The following is a 21,689-nucleotide window of genomic DNA, read 5'->3' as shown; positions in this document are numbered from 1 at the left end:
TTAACTGGACTTATTGCCCAGCAGCGATAAATAAATATCTAATGAATTCTTGTGGAATAGCCACAATCGAATTAACACATAACAGTACCGAGTTATTTAACTCATACATCTATTATTAATCGGAAATATAAATGAAAAAATTAGCTATTATTGCCTCAATCGTTGCTGCATTCGCTGGTGTTAACGCTGCTCAAGCTGCTTCTACCGGTACCATCACCTTTAATGGTGAACTGACGGCTTCCACTTGTGATGTATCCGTTGATGGTCAAGGCGCAGACGCAACAGTTGTACTGCCGACAGTAGGTACTAACCAACTGACTTCTGCTAACCAGGTTGCAGGCAGCACCAGCTTTGGCATGGCACTGAGCAACTGTGCTGGCACTCTGAAAACAGTTTCTGCTTTCTTTGAAGCAGGCCCAAGTGTCGATGTGGTTACCGGCCACCTGAAAAATGTAAGCGGTACTGCCGGTCAGGTTAGTCTGGAACTGCTGGATGCGTCTAACGCAATGACACCAATTAAAGCCGGTAACAGCAACCAGACTACCAGCACGACGTATATTGATGCTACTACTGGTTCTGCTTCACTGCCGTATGCAGTTCAATATTATGCTGATGGTGCAACCACTGCCGGTACAGTTGTCAGCAACGTGGTTTACTCTATTCAATACAAATAAGTATTAACGAGTAATATATAAATTTTAAAGGGCAGATATCTGCCCTTTTTGACGATAAGAACTAAAATTAAGCATGCACACATTCAATAAGTGTCGAGGTTGTTATGAACAGCACTAACCGTCTTTTTTTCACTGTATTTTCAGCCTTGCTCTTGATTTTATTTGTCGGTCACTCTGTTCAGGCCAGTGTTGTTATTACCGGAACCCGGGTAATTTATCCCGAAAAACAAAAAGAAGTGACGGTAAGAGTCAATAACACCGGCACCGGCCCAGTAGTATTACAAAGCTGGATTGATAACGGGGATGTGAATGCCCGCCCAGAAATGCTGAAAGTGCCTTTTGTTCTGACGCCACCAATTAATCGGGTTGAGCCGAATAAAAGCCAGACACTGCGAATCAGTTATACCGGTTCTGCTTTACCAAAAGATAAAGAATCTGTTTTTTGGTTAAATGTATTAGAGATACCGGCTAAAGCGGATACGAGTAGCAGCCAGAACTATTTACAGATGGCATACCGTTCCCGTATTAAATTGTTCTTCCGTCCCACAGGTTTGGTCGGTAATCCCAATGATGCCGCACAATCTTTGGTCTGGACCAGAACTCCCGGCGGACTTAAAGCCACCAATCCGACACCGTTCCATATTTCTTTGGTCACGGTGGGGATGACCGGCAGTAAAACAGCGCCGGTTGAAGGCCAAATGATTAGCCCTAATAATTCGCTGACTTTTTCGTTACCGGGAAATACCACCGGTAATAGCGTTGAATTTGAATTTATTAATGATTATGGCGCACTTAATAAACTGAGTCAGCCCATTAAGCATTAATTTAATTTTTCTATAACAGCTATACATAGCATCCGCTGATGACCACATTTATTTCGTGGGGGCGGAATACGTCTGTACGCTACGGAATCATTGAATAATGAAATACCCCGCAATGCCTTTTTCAGCAGAACTACCTACCCGTAGTGGTCGTTTAACGCCCGTGGCGGCGGCTCTTATTGCTGCTTTTTTATCGCCGGCTGTTTTTGCTGTTGATAGCATTGGAAAAACAGAGAGTCCTGTATCTCTTGAGCCTAATAAACCCCAGGCTGTGGAGTTTGACAATATTTACTTAAATACTGAACACGGTGGCTCCGGTATTGATTTAAGCCGCTTCTCGAAAGAGGGAAGCGTGTTACCCGGCACCTACCGTGCTGACATTTATTTAAACAATACCCTGATTGGTAATGAGAATGTGGAGTTTAAGACCCGCGACGATAAGAGTGTCCATGCCTGTTTATCCTCGTCGGTCATTGCCAGTCTTAATCTCAAGACTGACGTTTTACCGCTTGAATCACTGGCCCCACTGAAAAAAGAGGCGGGCTGTGTCGATCTGGAGTCATTACTCCCCGATGCCCAGGCGGTCTTTGACAGTGGCGAACAGCGGCTGGATATTACTATTCCACAAGCGCTGTTACTCCGTACCGCCCGTGGCACCGTCAATCCGGCTTTGTGGGACAGCGGGGTGACGTCAGGGATGCTGGGTTATTCACTCAATGGCTACAGCAGTTCCTCCAACGGGCAGACATTTAACTCGGCTTTTGCTGGGATTAACACCGGGTTAAACCTCGGTTCATGGTATTTCCGTCATAACGGCTCGTATAACTGGCAAGAGAATGGCGACAGTAAATACAGCAGTATTAACAGCTATGTGCAGCGGGATGTCCCGGCGGCGCTGGGCCGTGTGTTGTTGGGGCAATCCAATACCACCGGGCAGTTGTTCGATACCGTGCCTTTCACTGGCGCGCAATTCAGTACAGATGACCGCATGTTGCCAGAGTCTCTGCGTGGTTATGCGCCGGAAGTGCGCGGGATTGCCCGCACCAATGCGCTGGTGACCGTGCGCCAAAGTGGTCAGGTATTGTATGAAACCACGGTTTCGCCGGGCGAATTTATCATTGATGACCTCTATCCTACCGGCTACGGCGGCAATCTGGATGTGACGGTACGTGAAGCCGACGGCAGCACACAGAACTTTCAGGTGCCTTTTGCGGCGGTGGCGCAATTGCTGCGCCCCGGTTCGCAGCGCTACAGCCTGACGGTGGGTAAAGTGCGCAATGACTCACTCTCCTTTACACCGGGTCTTTATCAGGGAACCTATCAGCGTGGCCTGAACAACAGCATTACCGGTTATACCGGTGCACAGGCCAGTGAAGACTATTATGCCTTGCAGGTTGGGACCGCGTTCAGTACCCCGATTGGGGCGGTGGCGGTCGACGTGACACAGGCGAATACCCGCCTGCGCAACGGCAATGAAAGTGGTCAGAGCTATCAGGTCAGCTACAGCAAGGTCATTGCAGAAACCAACAGTAACCTGAGTGTGGCGGCGCACCGCTTTTCGACTCAAGGCTACCTGGATTTCTCCACAGCGATGCAAACCCTTGATGCCGAACGCCAGGGCTACGATGCCAACAGTATCTACCGGGCGAAAAACCGCTTAACTGTTACTGCCAATCAGGGGTTACCGGACGGCTGGGGTCAGATGTATATCAGTGGTTCTTTGCAGGATTACTGGAATAAAGACGGCAGTGACCAGCAGTATCAGGTGGGTTACAGCAATAATTATAAAAGTATGACCTACGGTGTCAGCGTTAACCGCAGCCGTTCTGGGTTTGGTGAGATGCAAAACACCTATCTGCTCAGTATGAGCTTCCCGTTGGGGCGTAATGACCAGACGAATGTGCCGCAAATGCGGCTGGAAATGAACCGCAATGGTCAGGGCAACTGGGGCGAACAGGCATCGGTTTCAGGCAGTGCTGGCGAGCAAAGCCAGTTCAGTTATGGGGCGACCGCCATGAACAGCAATGGCGGTTCGGGTGCCAGTGGCAGTGTCAATGGTCAGTACCGTGGCGCTAAAGCGACCACCATGGCCTCTTATGGCGGTGGCAGCAGTTATCAAAGCGGCTCTTTCGGCATCTCCGGCAGCATGATTGCTCACCCCGGTGGCGTGACGTTAACGCCGTACAGCAGTGAGACCTTTGCGGTGGTGGAAGCCAAAGGCGCTGAGGGGGCTGAAGTCTCCGGTTACTCTGGTGTGAAAATTGATTCACGGGGTTATGCCGTGGTGCCGTATCTGAGTGCCTATCAGATGAATGAAATCACTATCGATCCGAAGGGCACCTCTTATGACGTGGAGCTGGAATCCACCAGTCAGAAAGTGGCCCCGAATGCCGGTGCGGTGGTGATGGTGAAATATAAAAGTACCAAGGGTTATCCAATATTGGTCAATGCCACCCAGTCAGATGGCGAACCGGTGCCGTTTGGCGCACAAGTGTTAGACACCAAAGGTCAGGTGGTGGGTTCTGTCGGTCAGGGTGGGCAGATTTATGCGCGGGTGAGCGAAGAGCGTGGTCGCTTGCAAGTCAGTTGGGGTGAAGGTACCGGCCAGCAATGTTACCTGAACTATATTCTGCCGCCGCAATTAGCCAACGGTAAAGCCAGCGCGATGATGCGGTTTACCTCGACCTGTGTGCCTCAGGGACAAGTCAGTGAGCATCGAACCATCACAAACTGAGAAGAACGGCATACAGAACTAAAGGGGTAATAACTTGTGCGTAAAGTATATTTAAATCAATTTTGTGTTCTGTCGGTGACCGCCAAAATAGCGAAAGTAATGCGTAGTTGTGCCAAAGGTGAACGAATGAAAAAAATAATACAAAGTACCGTCGGGCTTGTTTTACTCATGATGACCAGCCATAGCGTTTGGGCTGAGGTGGTTTGTGCGCCGCAGAACGGGGCCCCCCGCACGGATACGGTGCAACTCACCCCTCCGGCGATTTCAGCCGGTGCAGATATTCCAGTCGGAACGGTGATTTATCAGGGGCGTTGGAATAGTGGGTCAACCGGCCTTAGCGTGATGAAATGCACATCCCCAGTAGATACTACTATGTGGTTCAATATTACATGGGGGATTGAGCAGGCCCCTTTGCCACTGGCTAATTGGACGGGTAGCCCCTTTAGCGGTGCGGTATATCAGACCAATATTCCGGGTATCGGGATTGCCATATCCCGTAACAACAATGCTGATGCGGCTATTTTGGGCCAGGCTAACTATCAATATCCTGCTGATGTGCAAAGTCCAGTGACAGGTGGGTCATATGAACCTTACCTGACGGGTAGAACCCTCTATGTCTCATTAATAAAAACCGGCACGATTACACCTGGAAGTTATAGTCTTGATGCCTCAAAACTGCCGTCTGCCAATATCTCTATTGTTAACCCACTGGTTCACCCTGCAACAGCAGGACTTCCCGTCAAAGCTTACGTGATCAAGTTTCAGGGGCAGTTAACAGTATCTACCCAGACCTGCACGACACCGAATGTGAATGTGAATATGGGGAGTTATGAGAAACGGCAATACTTTACGGCTATTGGTGCCACAACGCCGTGGGTAGATGCCTCGATTACCTTGACAAATTGCCCTACTTTTTATGGCTTCTATAATGCAAACAATAGCACACTGATGTTTGACTACAGCACCGGTACGGGTGCTGTAGCAACGTCAACCAGTAACAGTATTGGTGTGCGATTAACACCAACGAGCAATGTTATTGATTCGACAAATGGAGTGATGGCTATCGATTCAACGGTACCGGGAGCTGCATCGGGTGTAGGCATACAAATCGGTTGGGGTATGAGCAACCAGGCGCCAACATTCTTTGACTTTGCCGCAGAACAAACGTTAACGCTGCCAAAAGACGGCAGCTCTACGATACGCGTTCCACTGGTGGCTCGTTATATTCAAACCGAAGCGAACGCCGTACCGGGTAAAGCAAATGGTAAAGCCGTATTCTTGATCAATTATTATTAACTAAATTGTTATATCAAATTTAATTAAATTAACAACATGGCCTTTATGGGAGGCAACGGTGCCGCTGAAGATAAAGCGGTACCGTTGCAACGTTTGTTTTGGTGCTTACCAAAAAACGGGTTGAGGTAACCGGTGGTATTGTTCATTCGCTGGTTGCCCCTTTTGGTCTACAGATTATGCTGGTGTAATCACTACAATATGGCTAAATATCAGAATTTTCATCTATGCAGGGAATATCAAGATATTATCTTTTCTTATATTAAATTACCTTAATTTTTAATAAGAAATATCCGTCACACCTTGGTTTGGCGTGTATATCTACCAATCCTTTGCCTACAAGAAAATAGCAAGTATCATCTGCAGTGTAAAAGTGATTAAAACTATCAATAATACCCATATGAAAATATTGGACTGGGATGTATTTTCCTTATATTCGCTTGTGCCTACAATATTATTGCCTGCCACGTCAAGACTATTTATCCCTCACATTATCCTCTTTAAAATAGCGACAATCCCTTGCTGCGCCTACGTTACAGCAGAATAATTACAGGCGATAGACATTAGTTAAAACTATTTACTTTGAACCGTGTCACATAAATGGATATTTGTTTTATTAATTTCAAACTATTAGTCATGGATCCCGGAACTTAATATCAAAATAAATAAAATGACGTTCCATAAGTTGCTTTTGTATTTATCATAATAATACTTATCTTTATTAAAATAAGGGAAATTGGAATGAAATTTAAATTATTATCTCTGGCAATGGCATCACTTATCAGCACGAGCGCAATGGCAGTAACTATTGACTATCGCCATGAAATGCAAGACCAAAGTGGTAACACCCACAAAGATCGTTTATTAATGTCACACCGCTTCGCAAATGGTTTTGGTTTGTCATTGGAAGGCAAATGGAAAGGGGCTCAGGACAAAGATAAAGCATTTAATGAAACAGTCAGCAATGGTACTGAAGTCGTTGCCAGCTATGTATACAAAATTGATAATACATTCTCTATTGAACCAGGTTTCTCATTAGACTCAAGCTCGACAGCCAATAGTTATCGTCCTTACCTGCGTGGTAAGGCTAATATCGTTGACGATCTCTCTGTTTCCTTCCGTTATCGTCCTTATTACAAACGCACCAGCGCCAATATTAATACGCCAAAAGATACGTCTGAAAATGGCTATAATCTGACGAGCGTAGTCAGCTATAAATTCTTTAAAGACTACCAATTAGACTATGAGCTGGACTACAAACAAGCCAATAAAGCTGGCGTTGTACTGGCAAATAAGGAGAACTACGACTGGAGCCACGATTTTAAATTGACTTACAAGTGGGATAAGAACTGGTCTCCTTATATGGCAGTGGGTAACGTTGCTGGCAGCAAATATACCAACGAACGTCAAACCCGTTATCGCGTTGGGGTGAAATACAGCTTCTGATCTATCATTGACATAATCAGATTCTGACCTCAGGGGTCACACCTCACATAACGATTTTTGACAGGTAGCAAGTAATGAAAAAAAGAGCGTTATTCTTGAGTATGGCAGCACTGGCAACGCTGTATATACCCGCCGGACAGGCTGCGGATACTGATCGTCTCACTGTTGTGAAACAGTATGTCGATAACGTGTTAAGCAAGGCTTCAGATACTTACCACGGCGATAAGCCCAGCCCGTTGTTGGCGGATGGTGTTGACCCCCGTACTGGCCAGCAGATGGAATGGATCTTCCCCGATGGCCGTCGGGCTGTGTTATCAAACTTCTCAGCACAACAAAATCTGATGCGTGTCATGAGCGGCTTGAGCCAGCTTACCAATGATGCCCGTTATCAAAAGCGAGCTGAAGATATCGTTCGCTATCATTTCCAGAATTATCAAGATCCGAGCGGTTTACTCTATTGGGGCGGTCATCGCTTTGTTGACCTGAAAACGCTGCAACCAGAAGGACCGAGTGAAAAAGAGAGGGTGCATGAACTGAAAAATGCCTATCCCTACTATGATTTGATGTTCAGTGTTGATAGTGATGCAACTGCCCGCTTTATTCGTGGTTTCTGGAATGCCCATGTCTATGACTGGCGTATCCTCGAAACCAGCCGCCATGGCGAATATGGCAAGCCAATGGGGGCCTTGTGGGAAAGTAAATTCGAGCAGCAACCGCCATTCTTTGCCACCAAAGGTCTTAGCTTCCTCAATGCGGGCAATGATCTGATCTATTCCGCTTCCCTGCTTTATAAACATCAGCAAGAGCCAGGAGCATTAGTGTGGGCTAAGCGTTTAGCCTCGCAGTATGTATTACCACGTGATGCAAAAACTGGCCTTGGTGTTTATCAGTTTACCCAAGCACTCAAACGGGAAGAACCAACGGATGACGCCGATACCCACTCCAAGTTCGGTGACCGCGCACAGCGTCAGTTTGGTCCTGAGTTTGGCCCAGCAGCGTTGGAAGGCAATATGATGCTCAAAGGGCGCACCAGTACGCTTTACTCTGAAAATGCGCTGATGCAGTTGCAATTGGGTAAAGACCTGGGCAATCAAGGGCAAGATTTATTGAAATGGACCGTGGATGGTCTCAAAGCATTCGCGCAATATGCTTATAACGATAAGGACAACACCTTCCGCCCAATGATTGCCGATGGGCAAGATTTGTCCAATTATACACTGCCGCGTGATGGCTATTATGGCAAAAAAGGTACCGTGCTCAAGCCGTACAAAGCGGGCAACGAATTCCTGATTTCATATGCCCGTGCTTATGCTATCGATAATGATCCATTGTTGTGGAAAGTGGCTCGCGGTATTGCAAACGATCAGGGACTAGGTGATCTTGGCACCGCACCAGGTAAAGAGGTGAAGATCAAGTTGGATACTACCAACAGCGATCCATACGCTTTGTTTGCTTTATTAGATCTCTACCATGGCAGTCAGGTGGAAGACTATCGGTTATTAGCAGAGAAAATCGGCGATAACATCATTAAAACCCGCTATATCGACGGCTTCTTTATGGCGTCACCAGATCGTCAATATGCAGATATAGATGCCATTGAGCCTTACGCTTTATTGGCACTAGAGGCTTCATTACGCAATAAACCACAGGCAGTACCCCCTTTCCTGAATGGTGCTGGTTTTACTGAAGGCGCTTACCGAATGGACGACGGTTCGGCCCGGATCTCAACCCGTGATAATGAACTGTTCTTGCTCAATGTGGGTGAGAAGCTGCAACCGAACGGCCGTAAATAGTCCCGACAGCGGCCCGTGCTGGGGCCGCTGTTGGTAAAGTGCCGGGCAGTGGCTTCCCAGGGTTGCTTGTTCCGGCGCTTTTCCTCTCGGGTTCTCTGTGTCGTGATACAAAGGATAGGTTGATGAAAAAACAAGTTTTAGCCACACTGATACTAGGTTCGCTGGTCTGCACATCGGGTTATGCCGCGCAGATTGTCGCTGTTACCGCCTCAGGTTATGACAGCGAAAAAGGCCATGTTCCGGCGAATATTGCCGATGGCGATGTAAAAACGCGTTGGGCGGCATCGGGAGATAGCTGGATTCAACTGGAGTTGGATAAAGAACAATCCATTGAAAACATCCTCATCGTTCCATTCAAACCCACTGAGCGTAAACTGAAATTCTCCATCGCCTATTCCAGTGATGGGAAGAGTTGGCAGCCGTTAGCGGAAGGGTTGGAAACCTCTACGGCGGACAAAAACGGTGAGAAGCTGACTTTTACACCGGTGACAGCCAAATATATCAAGCTGGATACTTTTGGTACGGATATCAATAAGTGGAGTGCCATCAACGAAGTCGCCATTAACAGTGCAGCCACTGCCCCTACTCGGGCAATCAAGTAAGTTTGTTGGACATGAGCCACTCGCCCCCTTGATACACCACCCTAAAAGGGGGCCACTTCTGCCAGATATAGACGATTCACTCGGTTAAAAAAACTGCTATTTCCCTACGCACCCAGGCTATTAATCACCTCTTTTTTTGCCCCTTCTGCGGACTCATCATTTTTGGTTAATTGTCTGGTTGATCTGTCTGTATTTTCGTTGTTACTTCCGCTTGAAGCGTTTCAGTTCTTAATTTCGCGTTAAGGGTGCAATCCAGTGCAACTAATAATTTCCATATTGTTATGAGGGTGTTATTTTCCGCGCAAGCACGGATAAAAAAGAAGTGTCACTCAATCATCACAAAGAGTTAAGCGACAGGCTGCCGTGTACTTACCCAAAAGGACATAGTCATGAAAGTTTCAATATTTAAAAGTCTTTATTTTCAGGTGTTAACGGCAATTACCTTGGGCGTATTGTTAGGGCACTTTTACCCCGACATCGGCGCGCAGATGAAACCTCTGGGTGATGGATTTGTTAAACTAATTAAAATGATTATCGCACCCGTGATTTTCTGTACCGTGGTTACCGGTATCGCGGGCATGGAGAGTATGAAGGCCGTTGGTCGTACTGGCGCGATTGCACTGCTCTATTTTGAGATTGTCAGTACCATTGCACTATTGATTGGGCTGGTGATTGTGAACGTGGTGCAACCTGGTGCTGGTATGAATATCGACCCAGCAACTTTGGATGCCAAAGCAGTTGCACTTTATGCTGAACAAGCCTCGCAACAAGGGATCGTGCCATTCTTGCTGGATATCATCCCAGGTAGTGTGGTGGGGGCGTTTGCCAGCGGTAATATTTTGCAAGTGTTACTGTTTGCTGTTCTGTTCGGTTTTGCCCTGCACCGTTTGGGTGAAAAAGGTCAGCTCATCTTTAATGTTATTGAGAGTTTCTCCCGCGTTATCTTCGGTATCATCAACATGATTATGCGCCTGGCGCCGATCGGGGCTTTCGGTGCGATGGCCTTTACTATCGGTAAGTATGGTGTGGGCAGCTTAGTGCAACTGGGTCAGTTGATTATTTGCTTCTACGCGACCTGTATTCTATTTGTGGTGGTCGTGCTTGGGTCGATTGCGAGATTCAATGGCTTTAACATCTTCAAGTTTATCCGCTATATAAAAGAAGAACTGCTGATCGTATTGGGGACGTCATCTTCTGAGTCCGTGCTACCGCGCATGCTCGATAAGATGGAGAAAGCAGGGTGTAAGAAATCCGTCGTGGGGTTGGTTATCCCGACCGGTTACTCATTTAACCTGGACGGCACCTCTATTTACCTGACCATGGCTGCGGTGTTTATTGCGCAGGCAACCAATACCCATATGGATATTATTCATCAGGTCACATTGCTGGTGGTATTGTTGCTTTCCTCCAAAGGTGCGGCCGGTGTCACAGGCAGTGGCTTTATTGTGTTGGCGGCGACCATCTCTGCGGTTGGGCATTTGCCACTGGCTGGACTGGCGCTGATTCTGGGTATCGACCGCTTTATGTCCGAAGCTCGTGCCCTGACAAATCTGGTGGGTAACGGCGTTGCAACTATTGTGGTTGCCAAGTGGTGTAAACAACTGGATAACGACCAGTTGCAGGCAGTGCTATCAAACAAAGTACCGCCGAATAGTGAGATAAAAAACGGTCTTTCTTCTTCGTAGCATTAACGATCAAGACTCGGTCGATTTGTACGACCAAATTACTACCGGTGGCTTGCTGTCACCGGTAACACCTCTGCACTCTATCTCGAAAATAATGCCCCACCCTCGATCTTCTTGTGGTAAATACCCTTTAGATACTATTTTTTACTCTGTTGAGTGACATCGGCAAAAGCATGCGGTCTAACAGAATGGTACACTTCCACCTCCGGGTTTCACGGTGGTGTTGACCGTTGATTTTTCGCCCAATAATGACGGCAAAGCGATCAGTTTGTGATGGCTGGATTGGTTTATGCATGTCTTTATGGCTGCCATATCGATGGCGCTGACAAGTTAAACACGGGCAGTTGGTGTGAAAACACGGCTGGCTTATGTCAATTTGTATCGTTTTAAAATTGGATAGTTTATTAAGTAGGGGTTCACATGCAGGGCACCAGAATTCGTCTCATAGTTGGTGGATTATTGTTGGCTGCCGCCAGCAGTAATGTGCAGGCTGAAGCACTACAACCCGATCCTGCCTGGCAGCAGGGGAAGTTAGAAAACGGGTTCTCATGGCAGTTGCTGGCTACGCCGCAACGCCCAAGCGATCGGATCGAGTTACGTCTGGTTGTTAATACTGGCTCATTAGCTGAAAGCGCACAGCAAGTTGGTTTTGCCCATCTGCTACCACGCCTGGCATTAATGAGCAGCGCGAGTTTTACTCCCGCCCAACTTCAGTCGCTGTGGCAGCAAGGGGTCGATAACGAACGCCCGTTGCCACCGGCGATTACATCTTATGATTTCACTTTATACAGTCTAAGTTTGCCCAATAACCGCCCGGACCTGATGAAGGAAGCGCTGTCCTGGTTATCGGATACCAGTGGCAAGCTGGCAGTAAATGAACAAACTGTTAATGCAGCACTGAATGGTGCCACCGATCCTATTGCCACTTTTCCGCAAAATATTCAGGAGCCTTGGTGGCGTTATCGGCTCAAAGGTTCTTCTTTGATTGGGCATGATCCAGGCCAACCAGTGGCGAAGCCGATTGATGTCGAAAAGCTAAAACAGTTTTATGAACAATGGTACACCCCAGATGCGATGACGTTGTACGTGGTCGGTAACGTGGATAGCCGCAGCATAGCCGCTCAAATTGGTAAAACGTTCTCTGAGCTGAAAGGGAAACGGACTACGCCTGCATCGGTTGCGATGTTAGCGCCATTGCCGCCAGAACCGGTAAGCCTTATTAATGAGCAAGCGACACAAGATACGCTATCGCTGATGTGGGATACCCCATGGCATCCTATTCAGGAGTCCATCGCATTGAGCCGTTACTGGCGCAGTGATTTAGCGCGTGAGGCGCTGTTCTGGCATATCCAGCAAGTGTTGGATAAAAGTGATCAGAAGAACCTGAAACTGGGCTTTGATTGCCGGGTGCAATATCAGCGTGCGCAATGTGCTATTCATTTGAATACACCGACTGAAAACCTGACACCGGGGATGAGTTTTGTCGCCCGTGAACTGGCTAGTTTGCGTGCTAATGGTCTGAGCCAGGCTGAGTTTGATGCGTTGATGGCGCAGAAAAACGATCAGTTAAGTAAGTTGTTTGCGACCTATGCCCGAACTGATACTGACGTTTTGATGAGCCAGCGCCTGCGTTCGCAGCAAAGTGGCGTAGTCGATATCGCGCCGGAACAATATCAGAAGTTGCGCCAGGCATTTTTGTCGGGTTTGACGCTGGCTGAGCTTAATCAGGAATTGAAACAACAGTTATCGCAAGATACCACGCTGATTCTGACGCAACCGAAAGGCGAACCGGAAGTGGATGTGAAAGCGCTGCAGGCGGCGTATAACGCCATTATGACACCTCATACGGTGGTGCCAGAGGATGCAGCACTACAAGCCGCCCCAGCAAAACCAGCGACAGCACAGTAATCAAAAAAACGGTGGTATGTGCCGGGCTGTCGTTAATGGCGATTAGCGAGTAGCAATGAGTTACTAGCAAGTCGTCAGTGGCAATATGAAGCAGGGGAGGCGGGCCGCCGTGGCGTGAGTCAACGGAATGCCTAATCCCCTCCTTCGAACGCGATTAAACTGCGGGCATTGCCGCCAGTGGGATAATCGCGCCACGATATTGAATCACTGTGCTGGCCGTTAAATGGCCACGCACCGCTGCGTCGTGGGCGCTGCCACCGGTTAGACGAACGGCCAAATAACCCGCACTGAAGGAATCCCCGGCAGCCGTGGTATCAACCACTTTATCTTTCGGCAGTTTGACTGCTGGAACATCATATTGACGGGCTTCAAAACCGTCTTTTTCCCAGACGATACACGAGTCTGCACCGCGCTTGATAATAATCTCGCTCACGCCCAAAGCCTGAGTGCGATCAATCACCTGTTCCAGTGGTTTCTCGCCCCACAGCATATCTTCATCATCCAGAGTCAGGAACGCGATATCAGTACAGGCTAACATCGCGCGGTAGGCTTCCTGTGTCTCTTGCTTGCTCTGCCACAGGCGTGGGCGGTAGTTGTTATCAAAGATAACTTTGCCACCGTTAGCGCGGCAGGCACGCAGTAATTGCAGCAGACGTTGGCGCGATGCGCTGTCTAGAATGGCTAAACTGATCCCACTGAGATACAGATAATCAAATTTTTCCAGTCGTTGGCAGATTTCATCGGCCGCCGGGCTGGTCAGCCAGAAACGGGCTGCGGCATCATTGCGCCAATAATAGAAGGTCCGCTCACCCGTGCTGTCGGTTTCGATGAAGTACAGCCCTGGCAATTTATTATCCATACGCTGAATGAGATCAGTGTGGATTTGTTCTTGCTGCCAGGCAGCCAGCATCTCTTCACTGAAGTTATCAGTTCCCAATGCGGTCACGTAATGTACATTCAAAGCCTGCTTTGATACCTGACGGGCAACATACACCGCAGTATTCAGCGTATCACCGCCAAAACCCCGGCTAAGGTCGGTACCTTTTTGTGACAGTTCAATCATGCATTCGCCGATTACGGCAATATTTTTGCTGGTCATGGAAAGCGGCCTATTCCTGAATGATGAGTCAGTGATGGGAATGATATCGGGTTATCCCCTGCTAACTTGACGACGTTGTGGCGTTGTTTGCAGCCGTGCAATAACGCCAATGACTTTGGCTATAGTCTCACTGCTGGCTTAGTTGGAGTCAATAGTATTAAAACGACGTTTTAAATTTTTTATGATGTAAGTCGGGAAACTGACAAGTTTCCCGCTGTTCAGAACAGAATTATGACGATTTCCGCAGTTCGGTGACGCTTTGGCCACCAATACCCCAGTTATCGGTATCCACTTCATCGATCACGACGACCGTAGTGGCGGGGTTTTTACCTAAGGTGTCGACTAATAGTTGGGTGACGCCGGCGATTAGCTGTTTTTTCTGCTGCGCCGTCGCCCCTTCGCGAGTAATTTTAATATTTACATAAGGCATACAGACCTCCATTAACATTAATGACATTATTGAGTTAACTACTGTAGATGGCTTTAATGTACCGTGCCAGCCCGCTTGGGAGCGATAATCTGTCATGCCGCTATATAAAGTTCTGGTCGCTTGAGTCGATAACATCTCCAGAAAGAAAACCGTTTTCCACAGGATGCTAGCAGACTGGCAGCGATGTACACTGCCATTACTGTCTGGTGTCTTACAACATGGCGACTAAACTGATGATGACCAATAAAGTATCAGGTTTACTTGCGCCATCCTTTGCCGCTATTGATCGAAATAAAGGACAGAGCTTCTGGCGGCAATGTCAGCGTCGGTACACTTTTCAACCTATCTATCGCACATCCGGGGTGCTGCTGGCGATCGAGTTACTCACGGCTGTTTTTCATCCTTCATCCCCGGATACGCGTTTAAATCCAGAGGATTACTTCAGTGCCATCAGTATCCGTGCTCGTTTGGATGTGGTACTGGAGCAGTTGAATATGATTAAGCAGTGGCACGCAATATTTGTCCATCACTCGGTACTGGTTTCGATCAACATTGATGGTCAGGCATTGATGGCGATGCAAGATGATCTCCAAGCCAAACGGCTGATCGACGCTATGCCTTACATTCGTTTTGAGTTACTCGAGCACGTCGACACCTCTTTTAATACTCCTTTTGCCCGTATTGCTGAAGCCGACCGACTCTGGTTAGATGATTTTGGCAGTGGGTTGGCGAATTTCACTTCATTTATCAGTTGGCGCTATGAGTACATCAAAGTCGCCAGAGATTTGTTTATTGTGTTGCAAGAAAGTGAAGTGGGAAATCAACTGTTCTTCACATTGGTCACCTTAATGGGGCGCTACTGTAAAGGGGTCATCGTTGAAGGGGTTGAGACCTCGCAGGAGTGGGCTATGGTACAACGCTCTGATGCTGCTGCCGCACAGGGTTATTATCTGTCCCGACCAACTTCATTTGATAGACTACAGACGCTGCCTATGTTGTTTTGTGGCTAACCTTTTCTGATAAAAAGACTTCCCTGCCGTGTTGCCTCTGCGCATCACTGGATTCAACTACCCAAATAATGGATTCTAAGCCATCATCAACTATGGTTAGTATAGTCTTCTGAATCCGCACTATTAATCAGTTAACTATTTTCCTGGCTGATTTTTCGATAAAATTACCGCGAACTGATGTCCATTAAATACGCGCCTGATGTCGGGTTTAGCTTTATCTATTATGAATATAGACATGGAGCTGTTATGACAAAAACCGGGAAAGTGCTGACCGCTATTGGTGGTCTTATCGTGCTGCTACTGGCCGCCACGGTGATATTCGTAATGACCTTTGACTGGAACCGTTTGAAACCAACCATTAATGATAAAGTCTCTGCTGAGTTGCAGCGGCCTTTTGCTATCCGGGGCAACTTGGGGGTGGATTGGTCACGTCAAGGGGATGAGCCGGGTTGGCGCGGTTGGGTGCCATGGCCACATATCTATGCTGAAGATTTGGTATTGGGTAATCCGCCAGATTTAGTCAGTGATAAAACAGACAATAAAGATAACCCTCCCGCTACAGATTTTCCGGCTGGGGAAATGGTCACGTTAAAACGAATTGATGCCAGTATTGCGCCGTTAGCCCTATTGGCGCAGAGAGTCTGGATCCCTCGTATCTGGCTAACACAACCGGATGCCAAGCTGCTTCGTCTGGCTAACGGTAACAATAACTGGACCTTCAATCTGGCCAATAGCCCCGTTCAGGGGGAAGCACCACCTTCAGCTTGGTCAGTGAATATCGACGATATTGTCTTTGATCGCGGTGAAATAAGCCTAAGTGACGCCACCCTGAAAGCTGAGCTGCACGCCGTGATCGATCCACTGGGTAAGCCGTTGCCGTTTGCTGAGGTGACGGGTAAGCGTAATGAGAAAAAGGATAAACCGGTCACTGATAAGGCGCAAAGCAACACGCCAGATTATGTTTTCGGCTGGAAAATTGACGGTAAGTATCAAGGCCAGCCACTCTCCGGCAGCGGAAAGATAGGTGGCATGTTATCGATGAGTGATGCGAGCGTGCCATTCCCGTTGCAGGCTGATGTGCGTTCTGGCTCTACCCGTGTGGCGGTAGTCGGTACGTTAACTGACCCTGGCAATCTGGCGGGATTAGATCTGCAACTGAAGTTTTCCGGTACCAGTTTGGATAACCTCTATCCCCTTATCGGTGTATTACTGCCCGCGACCCCACCTTACAATACCGATGGCCGTTTAATTGCCAGCCTAAAGCAAACTGGCGGCGCGGTTTATCACTATCAAAACTTTAACGGTAAAATTGGTGACAGTGATATTAATGGCAGCCTGACCTATACCGCCAGCCAGCCACGCCCGAAGTTAACGGGTAAAATGTCATCAGAAAAATTGCGTTTTACAGACTTAGCGCCATTGATTGGCGCTGACTCTAATCAGGAAAAAGCCAATCGCGGTGAGCGAAACCGGCAGCCCGCAAACAAGGTATTGCCGACAGATAAGTTTGATACCAAAAGTTGGGGAGTGATGGATGCTGATGTCACGTATGCGGCTAAGCGTATCGAACGGGATAAATCATTACCCTTGAGTAATCTGTCCACCCACGTGGCACTCAATGAGGGGGAATTACTCCTCGATCCCCTGCGTTTTGGCATGGCGGGCGGTAATCTTAATGCCACTTTGCGGTTGAATGGCAACAAAGATCCGATGACCGGTAAGGTTGATTTGCATGCCCGCCGCCTGCAATTGAAAGAGCTATTGCCGCAGGTAAAAGCGATGCGCAACAGTCTGGGGCAGTTGAATGGCGATGCATCATTTACCGCTACCGGTAACTCCGTGGCTGCGTTGCTGGCAACCAGTAATGGTAACCTGCGCTTGCTACTGAATCAGGGGTTAATCAGCCGTAGCCTGATGGAGTTGCTGGGGCTGAATGTGGGTAACTATCTGGTGGCAAAGCTGTTTGGTGATGATGAGGTAAAAATTAACTGTGCCGTGGCCGATGTGCAGTTGCGCAATGGATTGGCCACACCGCGCTTGTTTGTCATTGATACCGAGAATGCCATTATCAACATTACCGGTAATATCAATTTTGCTACTGAGCGGTTGGACTTATCGATCGATCCAGAAAGCAAAGGGTTGCGTATTCTGACCCTACGCTCTCCGCTGTATGTGAAAGGAACATTTAAACAGCCTGATGCTGGTGTGAAAGCAGGGCCGTTGATCGCCCGTGGTGCAGTTGCTGCTGTATTGGGTGTCGCACTCACGCCTGCTGCGGCATTGCTGGCACTGATTTCGCCCAGTGAGGCTGATGGAAATCAGTGCACCCCTTTCCTGCAAAAAATAAAGCAAAAGAAATAGAGTAATAAAAGCGTTATCGCCAGGCTAATGGGAGCCAGTAACCCACTCAATTTGAACAGGATACTGGCGAATGACGGTGAGCGCGAGTAGCTAACTGCCGGTTGTTTTAACTCTACGGTGAAGAAACCAGCGGCGGCGGCGGTGGAGATAGCAAATTACAGTCGTGATCCTGCAATTCTTCCACTGATGCACGGTGCAGTTTCGTCAGGCTCGCCTGGCTTGCCAGTAGTAAAAATGCCCCATCAGGTAATGCGGTCATGGCTAAACCATAGCGGCCCATATTATCTTTCGCCCCAGCCACCTCATCGGCTAACAGGCGGAATGCACCTGAATGCTGCAATTCAGCGGCTGTTGTGCGCCGCACCAGATAGTCATGACCTAACAGACCCGCCGGCAGGGGCTGCCACTGCTGACGGAAGTTTGCTTCTTGTGCCGCCAGCGCCGCTTTTACCTGTGGTTTCAGGCAAGAAATATGGATATGTAAATGATCCTGACTACGCCCGTATTTTGAATTAATGGTCAGTGAGATATCCGCATCATCAATCGGTGCGCCGTATTTATCTGCCATAAAGTGACGGGCTTGCCAGGCATCAAGGAAGTAGTTTGGGCTGCTGCTCGTTAACAACTGTGGGCTTTCCATGCCGCTGATTTTAGCGGTCGGCATCAACAAATACTGCAATGGCCCAACATTCGATTTATACACCACAAAACCAGCCGGTATATCAGCCGCGACACAAGGCTGCGGGTTATGTTCTGCGACCATATGGGGAACACATTGCTGGCTAACGATTTTCCACAGGGCATCCGCATTGCTAAAACGCAATTTATACACCGTGGCCAACAGCGCAACTGCGAGTAATATCAGTAAAAACCACGGCTTTTTTATATAACGTGACACGGATAGCCCTCTGTTTTTTTGATAACGGCGACCAGTGTAGTGATAAGTCAGTGAGGTGGGCAAACGCCATAATGCTTATTTATCATTAATGGGGTATTAACCTTATCAGGTAGGGCTTATTTCCCTGTACCTTGCGGTAAGGTTTCATCCTCTACATAGCGGGCTGTCGCTATCCAGGCGGCACAAAATAACGTTAGTCGGGCAAAAAAGTAGAAAAATGCCATTAAACCAATAACGGAACCAAAAGCCGCTCCGGACGGCGAACTGGCAAGGCGTGGCAGCATCATGGTCATAACAAATTTAATTATCTCAAAGCCAATGGCGGCAACCAAGGTCCCGCGCAGTAACGCTTTTTTCTTGGGCTTATGGCGCGGTAGAATCCAGAAAATCCATAAAAATAACAAATAATTAGCCGCAATAGAGATCGACAGCGCAATCAGTGTCATCACGGGCCGCAACCAATCAATCCCCCCCAACCCTAATGCATCAACAATGGCAGATTGTGCGGCACCGGCAATTGACGTCAGTGACAGGGTGATAATCAGTGCGATAACCAACCCAGTCAGCGAGATAAAATCACGGGCATAGCGATAGTAGAATTTCTCCTGATCCTGTGGGTTACGCTCCCACACATCCCGTGATTGAGCACGAATCGCCTCGCGTAAGTTCCCCATCCAACTGATACCGGAATACAGCGCAATCGCTAAGCCAGTCAAGCCGACGGTGGTGCGCTGCTGGATCGCGGTATTTACCGTGTTTTTAAGTGTAGTGGCCAGTGTTGGATCACTGATGGTATTAACAATTTTATTAATTAATTCAGCTAATAAGTCAGGATTGGACGCCAGTACAAAACCGACTGCGGCGAAAGAAACCATCAAAATAGGGATCAATGACAAAAACGAAAAATACGTAATAGCTGCACCAAACTGGCTGCCCATCCGGTCATTAAAACGATCGGTAGCACGGATAATATGGGCAACTGCTGGGTAAACTTTGATGTGGTTACTCAGCCGGGTCATATAGGAAATGGCTTTTTTGCCGGTTTCAATCCCTGCCGCCAGTGGGGCTGATTTGTCTTTCGGTGCGTTTGGCATAATTCTCCTCAGTGGCCTTAATCCATGCCTTATGCAGATGATTACCTTACAAAATATGACATACGAATGCTTGTGACCTGTGGATAATAGCAGAGTCGAGGCCTATCACAACCTGACCAACGGTTATGCTGGGGTTAATGTCGGTCGGGATGCTGTATGACCACGGATATTTCAATATCTTATGTGTGCTCAATCATCATCACGGCCGTGGTATCCACGGCCAGTGCTTCAAAAATATGTTCCACATCAGCAGAATAGCTAATGTAGTCGCCTGCGTTTAACTCTACAGCTTGGTCAACCGGCCCGATCCTGGCTTTTCCTGAACCGATAATCACATGTTCAATGGTACCGGGCATATGTGCTCGGGAGCGCCGGAGTTCACCGGGTTGAACGTTAATCCGATAGATATCCCGCTGTACCCCTGTAGGGCAGGCAGCCAGTAAAGTTGCGGTGTAGTTCGCCTGTTCAGAAACAGCGGCAATCCCTTCATTGGCCCTGATCACCTGAACATGCATGCGCGGCTGGGCGATAAGCCGACTGACCGGAACATCCAGTGCCATGGCTAACGACCAGAGTGTTTCCAGGCTGGGATTACCCGCTCCGCCTTCCAATTGCGATAACGTTGATTTTGCGATACCTGCGCGTTTGGCTAATTCCGTTACCGTCAGCCCTAACTTCTCACGTTCCCGGCGAATAGAAGCAGAAAGCAAGCCAATCGGGGTTGCTGCATGGTCTGAATTATCGGGCATAAAGTGAGTCATTGTTCACCATATCATTCATTTGTTCATCTTGACGAACGATTGATTGTCGTTCACTATAATAATCACTTGTTCATTTTAATGTATTGTCTGTTGAGTGCCAAGCACTCAAATACAAAAGCACCCTGGCAGCGATTACGGAGAGAGAATGATGAAAATGAAAGCTCGCGGGGCAATGGAAATGATCGCAGCTATGCTTATTTCCGGTACTGTAGGTTGGCCGGTTATCGCATCAGGGCAGCCTGCAGTAACGGTTGTGTTCTGGCGCTGCGTATTTGGTGCATTCGCCATGTTTATCGCTTGTGCCATGCTGGGTTTACTCAAACGCGGTGTGCTCACGCGACAACATATCGTCATTGCCGTTATCGGTGGTATTACGCTGGTATTGAACTGGGTTCTACTCTTTGGCGCTTACTCTTATGCCTCCATTTCGGTGGCAACCGTTACCTACCATACTCAACCCTTTATGCTGGTTGGGCTGGGGGTGCTGTTTTTTGGTGAGAAATTAACAGCAAATGCGCTCTGTTGGTTGCTGGTCGCTTTTGGCGGGATGCTGTTTATCATTATCGGGCAAACGGGGGCCATCACTTCAGGTTCTGATTACCTCTTCGGCATTATTATGGCGCTGGGGGCGGCATTTATGTATGCAGTAACGGCCGCGATTATCAAGCGGCTAAAAGGCTTGCCACCACATCTGATTGTACTGATTCAGTTGTTGGTTGGCGCTATTTTGCTGGCACCCTTCGTTTGTTGGTCTGATTTACCGCTATCAGGTAGCACATGGGGATTACTGTTCATTATCGGCGTGGTTCACACAGGGCTGATGTCTGCACTGTTGTACGGCGCGATTCAGAAAATCCCGACCAGCTTGGTGGGTGCGTTATCTTTTATCTATCCGGTTGTGGCGATTATTGTCGACTGGCTGGTATTCGATCACCGCTTGAGTGCCGTGCAATTGGCTGGGGCGGCCGCCATCCTACTGGCTGCTGCGGGCATGAATTTTGGCTGGAAACTACTAAGGGATCACCCGTGCGAAAGTAAAAAACATTCATGAGGATAGAATTTCAAACAATAAAAAAGGCT

The 21,689-nt window shown here is 48.0% G+C and carries 17 protein-coding genes; 12 read left to right on the top strand and 5 right to left on the bottom strand.

Features of this window, described 5'->3' with window-relative positions:
- Positions 1 to 131: 131 nt before the first annotated feature.
- The 9 genes from EL015_RS20725 to EL015_RS20685 all read left to right on the top strand — a co-directional run bounded on the left by EL015_RS20725 (position 132) and on the right by EL015_RS20685 (position 12,956).
- Entirely contained in the window at positions 132 to 674 is a 543-nt protein-coding gene (locus EL015_RS20725) for a fimbrial protein (RefSeq protein ID WP_005187043.1), read from the top strand.
- Between the two features lie 104 nt (positions 675 to 778).
- A complete protein-coding gene (locus EL015_RS20720) occupies positions 779 to 1,498 on the top strand; it encodes a fimbrial biogenesis chaperone (RefSeq protein ID WP_005187046.1) in 720 nt (239 codons plus the stop codon).
- A gap of 97 nt (positions 1,499 to 1,595) precedes the next feature.
- Positions 1,596 to 4,229, top strand: coding sequence for a fimbria/pilus outer membrane usher protein (locus tag EL015_RS20715; RefSeq protein WP_032906780.1), 2,634 nt, complete (start codon positions 1,596 to 1,598; stop codon positions 4,227 to 4,229).
- A gap of 126 nt (positions 4,230 to 4,355) precedes the next feature.
- Positions 4,356 to 5,525, top strand: a complete 1,170-nt coding sequence (locus EL015_RS20710) for a fimbrial protein (protein ID WP_032906793.1) — start codon at positions 4,356 to 4,358, stop codon at positions 5,523 to 5,525.
- A 738-nt stretch (positions 5,526 to 6,263) separates the two neighbouring features.
- The gene (locus tag EL015_RS20705; RefSeq protein WP_005187063.1) at positions 6,264 to 6,968 is read left to right on the top strand and encodes an oligogalacturonate-specific porin KdgM family protein; all 705 of its coding nucleotides are present in this window, start codon (positions 6,264 to 6,266) and stop codon (positions 6,966 to 6,968) included.
- Between the two features lie 74 nt (positions 6,969 to 7,042).
- Positions 7,043 to 8,761 (top strand): pectate lyase, encoded by a 1,719-nt coding sequence (locus EL015_RS20700; protein WP_032906781.1) that lies wholly within the window; start codon positions 7,043 to 7,045, stop codon positions 8,759 to 8,761.
- A 122-nt stretch (positions 8,762 to 8,883) separates the two neighbouring features.
- Positions 8,884 to 9,363 (top strand): discoidin domain-containing protein, encoded by a 480-nt coding sequence (locus EL015_RS20695; RefSeq protein WP_005187065.1) that lies wholly within the window; start codon positions 8,884 to 8,886, stop codon positions 9,361 to 9,363.
- A gap of 389 nt (positions 9,364 to 9,752) precedes the next feature.
- Positions 9,753 to 11,048, top strand: coding sequence for a dicarboxylate/amino acid:cation symporter (locus EL015_RS20690; protein WP_005187066.1), 1,296 nt, complete (start codon positions 9,753 to 9,755; stop codon positions 11,046 to 11,048).
- Between the two features lie 420 nt (positions 11,049 to 11,468).
- Positions 11,469 to 12,956, top strand: a complete 1,488-nt coding sequence (locus EL015_RS20685) for a M16 family metallopeptidase (RefSeq protein WP_032906782.1) — start codon at positions 11,469 to 11,471, stop codon at positions 12,954 to 12,956.
- Positions 12,957 to 13,110: 154 nt separating this feature from the next.
- On the opposite strand, the gene kdgK is transcribed toward EL015_RS20685, so the two are convergent.
- On the bottom strand, positions 13,111 to 14,055 hold the full coding sequence (gene kdgK, locus EL015_RS20680) for a 2-dehydro-3-deoxygluconokinase (RefSeq protein WP_005187070.1): 945 nt from the start codon (positions 14,053 to 14,055) through the stop codon (positions 13,111 to 13,113).
- 229 nt (positions 14,056 to 14,284) lie between these two features.
- The gene (locus EL015_RS20675; RefSeq protein WP_005187072.1) at positions 14,285 to 14,485 is read right to left on the bottom strand and encodes a 2-hydroxymuconate tautomerase family protein; all 201 of its coding nucleotides are present in this window, start codon (positions 14,483 to 14,485) and stop codon (positions 14,285 to 14,287) included.
- A gap of 218 nt (positions 14,486 to 14,703) precedes the next feature.
- On the opposite strand from EL015_RS20675, the gene pdeH reads away from it, so the two are divergent.
- Positions 14,704 to 15,495, top strand: coding sequence for a cyclic-guanylate-specific phosphodiesterase (gene pdeH, locus EL015_RS20670; RefSeq protein ID WP_005187075.1), 792 nt, complete (start codon positions 14,704 to 14,706; stop codon positions 15,493 to 15,495).
- A gap of 246 nt (positions 15,496 to 15,741) precedes the next feature.
- Positions 15,742 to 17,856, top strand: a complete 2,115-nt coding sequence (locus tag EL015_RS20665; RefSeq protein WP_005187078.1) for an AsmA family protein — start codon at positions 15,742 to 15,744, stop codon at positions 17,854 to 17,856.
- Between the two features lie 112 nt (positions 17,857 to 17,968).
- Here the strand turns inward: EL015_RS20665 and EL015_RS20660 are convergent, their stop codons facing one another.
- The 3 genes from EL015_RS20660 to EL015_RS20650 form a co-directional block, all read right to left on the bottom strand.
- Positions 17,969 to 18,754 (bottom strand): CDP-diacylglycerol diphosphatase, encoded by a 786-nt coding sequence (locus tag EL015_RS20660; RefSeq protein ID WP_032906783.1) that lies wholly within the window; start codon positions 18,752 to 18,754, stop codon positions 17,969 to 17,971.
- Positions 18,755 to 18,870: 116 nt separating this feature from the next.
- Positions 18,871 to 19,848 carry an inner membrane protein YhjD gene (yhjD, locus tag EL015_RS20655; protein ID WP_005187084.1) on the bottom strand — a complete coding sequence of 326 codons (978 nt, stop codon included), beginning with the start codon at positions 19,846 to 19,848 and terminating at the stop codon, positions 18,871 to 18,873.
- 179 nt (positions 19,849 to 20,027) lie between these two features.
- Positions 20,028 to 20,597, bottom strand: coding sequence for a helix-turn-helix domain-containing protein (locus EL015_RS20650; protein ID WP_032906795.1), 570 nt, complete (start codon positions 20,595 to 20,597; stop codon positions 20,028 to 20,030).
- Between the two features lie 160 nt (positions 20,598 to 20,757).
- Between EL015_RS20650 and EL015_RS20645 the strand changes: the two genes are divergently transcribed.
- On the top strand, positions 20,758 to 21,660 hold the full coding sequence (locus tag EL015_RS20645; RefSeq protein WP_032906796.1) for a DMT family transporter: 903 nt from the start codon (positions 20,758 to 20,760) through the stop codon (positions 21,658 to 21,660).
- Positions 21,661 to 21,689: the final 29 nt, after the last annotated feature.

This window comes from Yersinia intermedia (genome assembly GCF_900635455.1).
Lineage (GTDB): Bacteria > Pseudomonadota > Gammaproteobacteria > Enterobacterales > Enterobacteriaceae > Yersinia > Yersinia intermedia.
Note: the sequence above shows the minus strand (reverse complement) of the source record. Positions and strands in the feature narration are given on the sequence as shown.

Excerpts from the sequence above, each read along its gene's own strand:
- EL015_RS20725 (WP_005187043.1), top strand. The coding sequence starts at position 132 with ATGAAAAAATTAGCTATTATTGCCTCAATCGTTGCTGCATTCGCTGGT.
- EL015_RS20720 (WP_005187046.1), top strand. The coding sequence starts at position 779 with ATGAACAGCACTAACCGTCTTTTTTTCACTGTATTTTCAGCCTTGCTC.
- EL015_RS20715 (WP_032906780.1), top strand. The coding sequence starts at position 1,596 with ATGAAATACCCCGCAATGCCTTTTTCAGCAGAACTACCTACCCGTAGT.
- EL015_RS20710 (WP_032906793.1), top strand. The coding sequence starts at position 4,356 with ATGAAAAAAATAATACAAAGTACCGTCGGGCTTGTTTTACTCATGATG.
- EL015_RS20705 (WP_005187063.1), top strand. The coding sequence starts at position 6,264 with ATGAAATTTAAATTATTATCTCTGGCAATGGCATCACTTATCAGCACG.
- EL015_RS20700 (WP_032906781.1), top strand. The coding sequence starts at position 7,043 with ATGAAAAAAAGAGCGTTATTCTTGAGTATGGCAGCACTGGCAACGCTG.
- EL015_RS20695 (WP_005187065.1), top strand. The coding sequence starts at position 8,884 with ATGAAAAAACAAGTTTTAGCCACACTGATACTAGGTTCGCTGGTCTGC.
- EL015_RS20690 (WP_005187066.1), top strand. The coding sequence starts at position 9,753 with ATGAAAGTTTCAATATTTAAAAGTCTTTATTTTCAGGTGTTAACGGCA.
- EL015_RS20685 (WP_032906782.1), top strand. The coding sequence starts at position 11,469 with ATGCAGGGCACCAGAATTCGTCTCATAGTTGGTGGATTATTGTTGGCT.
- kdgK (WP_005187070.1), bottom strand. The coding sequence starts at position 14,055 with ATGACCAGCAAAAATATTGCCGTAATCGGCGAATGCATGATTGAACTG.
- EL015_RS20675 (WP_005187072.1), bottom strand. The coding sequence starts at position 14,485 with ATGCCTTATGTAAATATTAAAATTACTCGCGAAGGGGCGACGGCGCAG.
- pdeH (WP_005187075.1), top strand. The coding sequence starts at position 14,704 with ATGGCGACTAAACTGATGATGACCAATAAAGTATCAGGTTTACTTGCG.
- EL015_RS20665 (WP_005187078.1), top strand. The coding sequence starts at position 15,742 with ATGACAAAAACCGGGAAAGTGCTGACCGCTATTGGTGGTCTTATCGTG.
- yhjD (WP_005187084.1), bottom strand. The coding sequence starts at position 19,848 with ATGCCAAACGCACCGAAAGACAAATCAGCCCCACTGGCGGCAGGGATT.
- EL015_RS20650 (WP_032906795.1), bottom strand. The coding sequence starts at position 20,597 with ATGCCCGATAATTCAGACCATGCAGCAACCCCGATTGGCTTGCTTTCT.
- EL015_RS20645 (WP_032906796.1), top strand. The coding sequence starts at position 20,758 with ATGAAAATGAAAGCTCGCGGGGCAATGGAAATGATCGCAGCTATGCTT.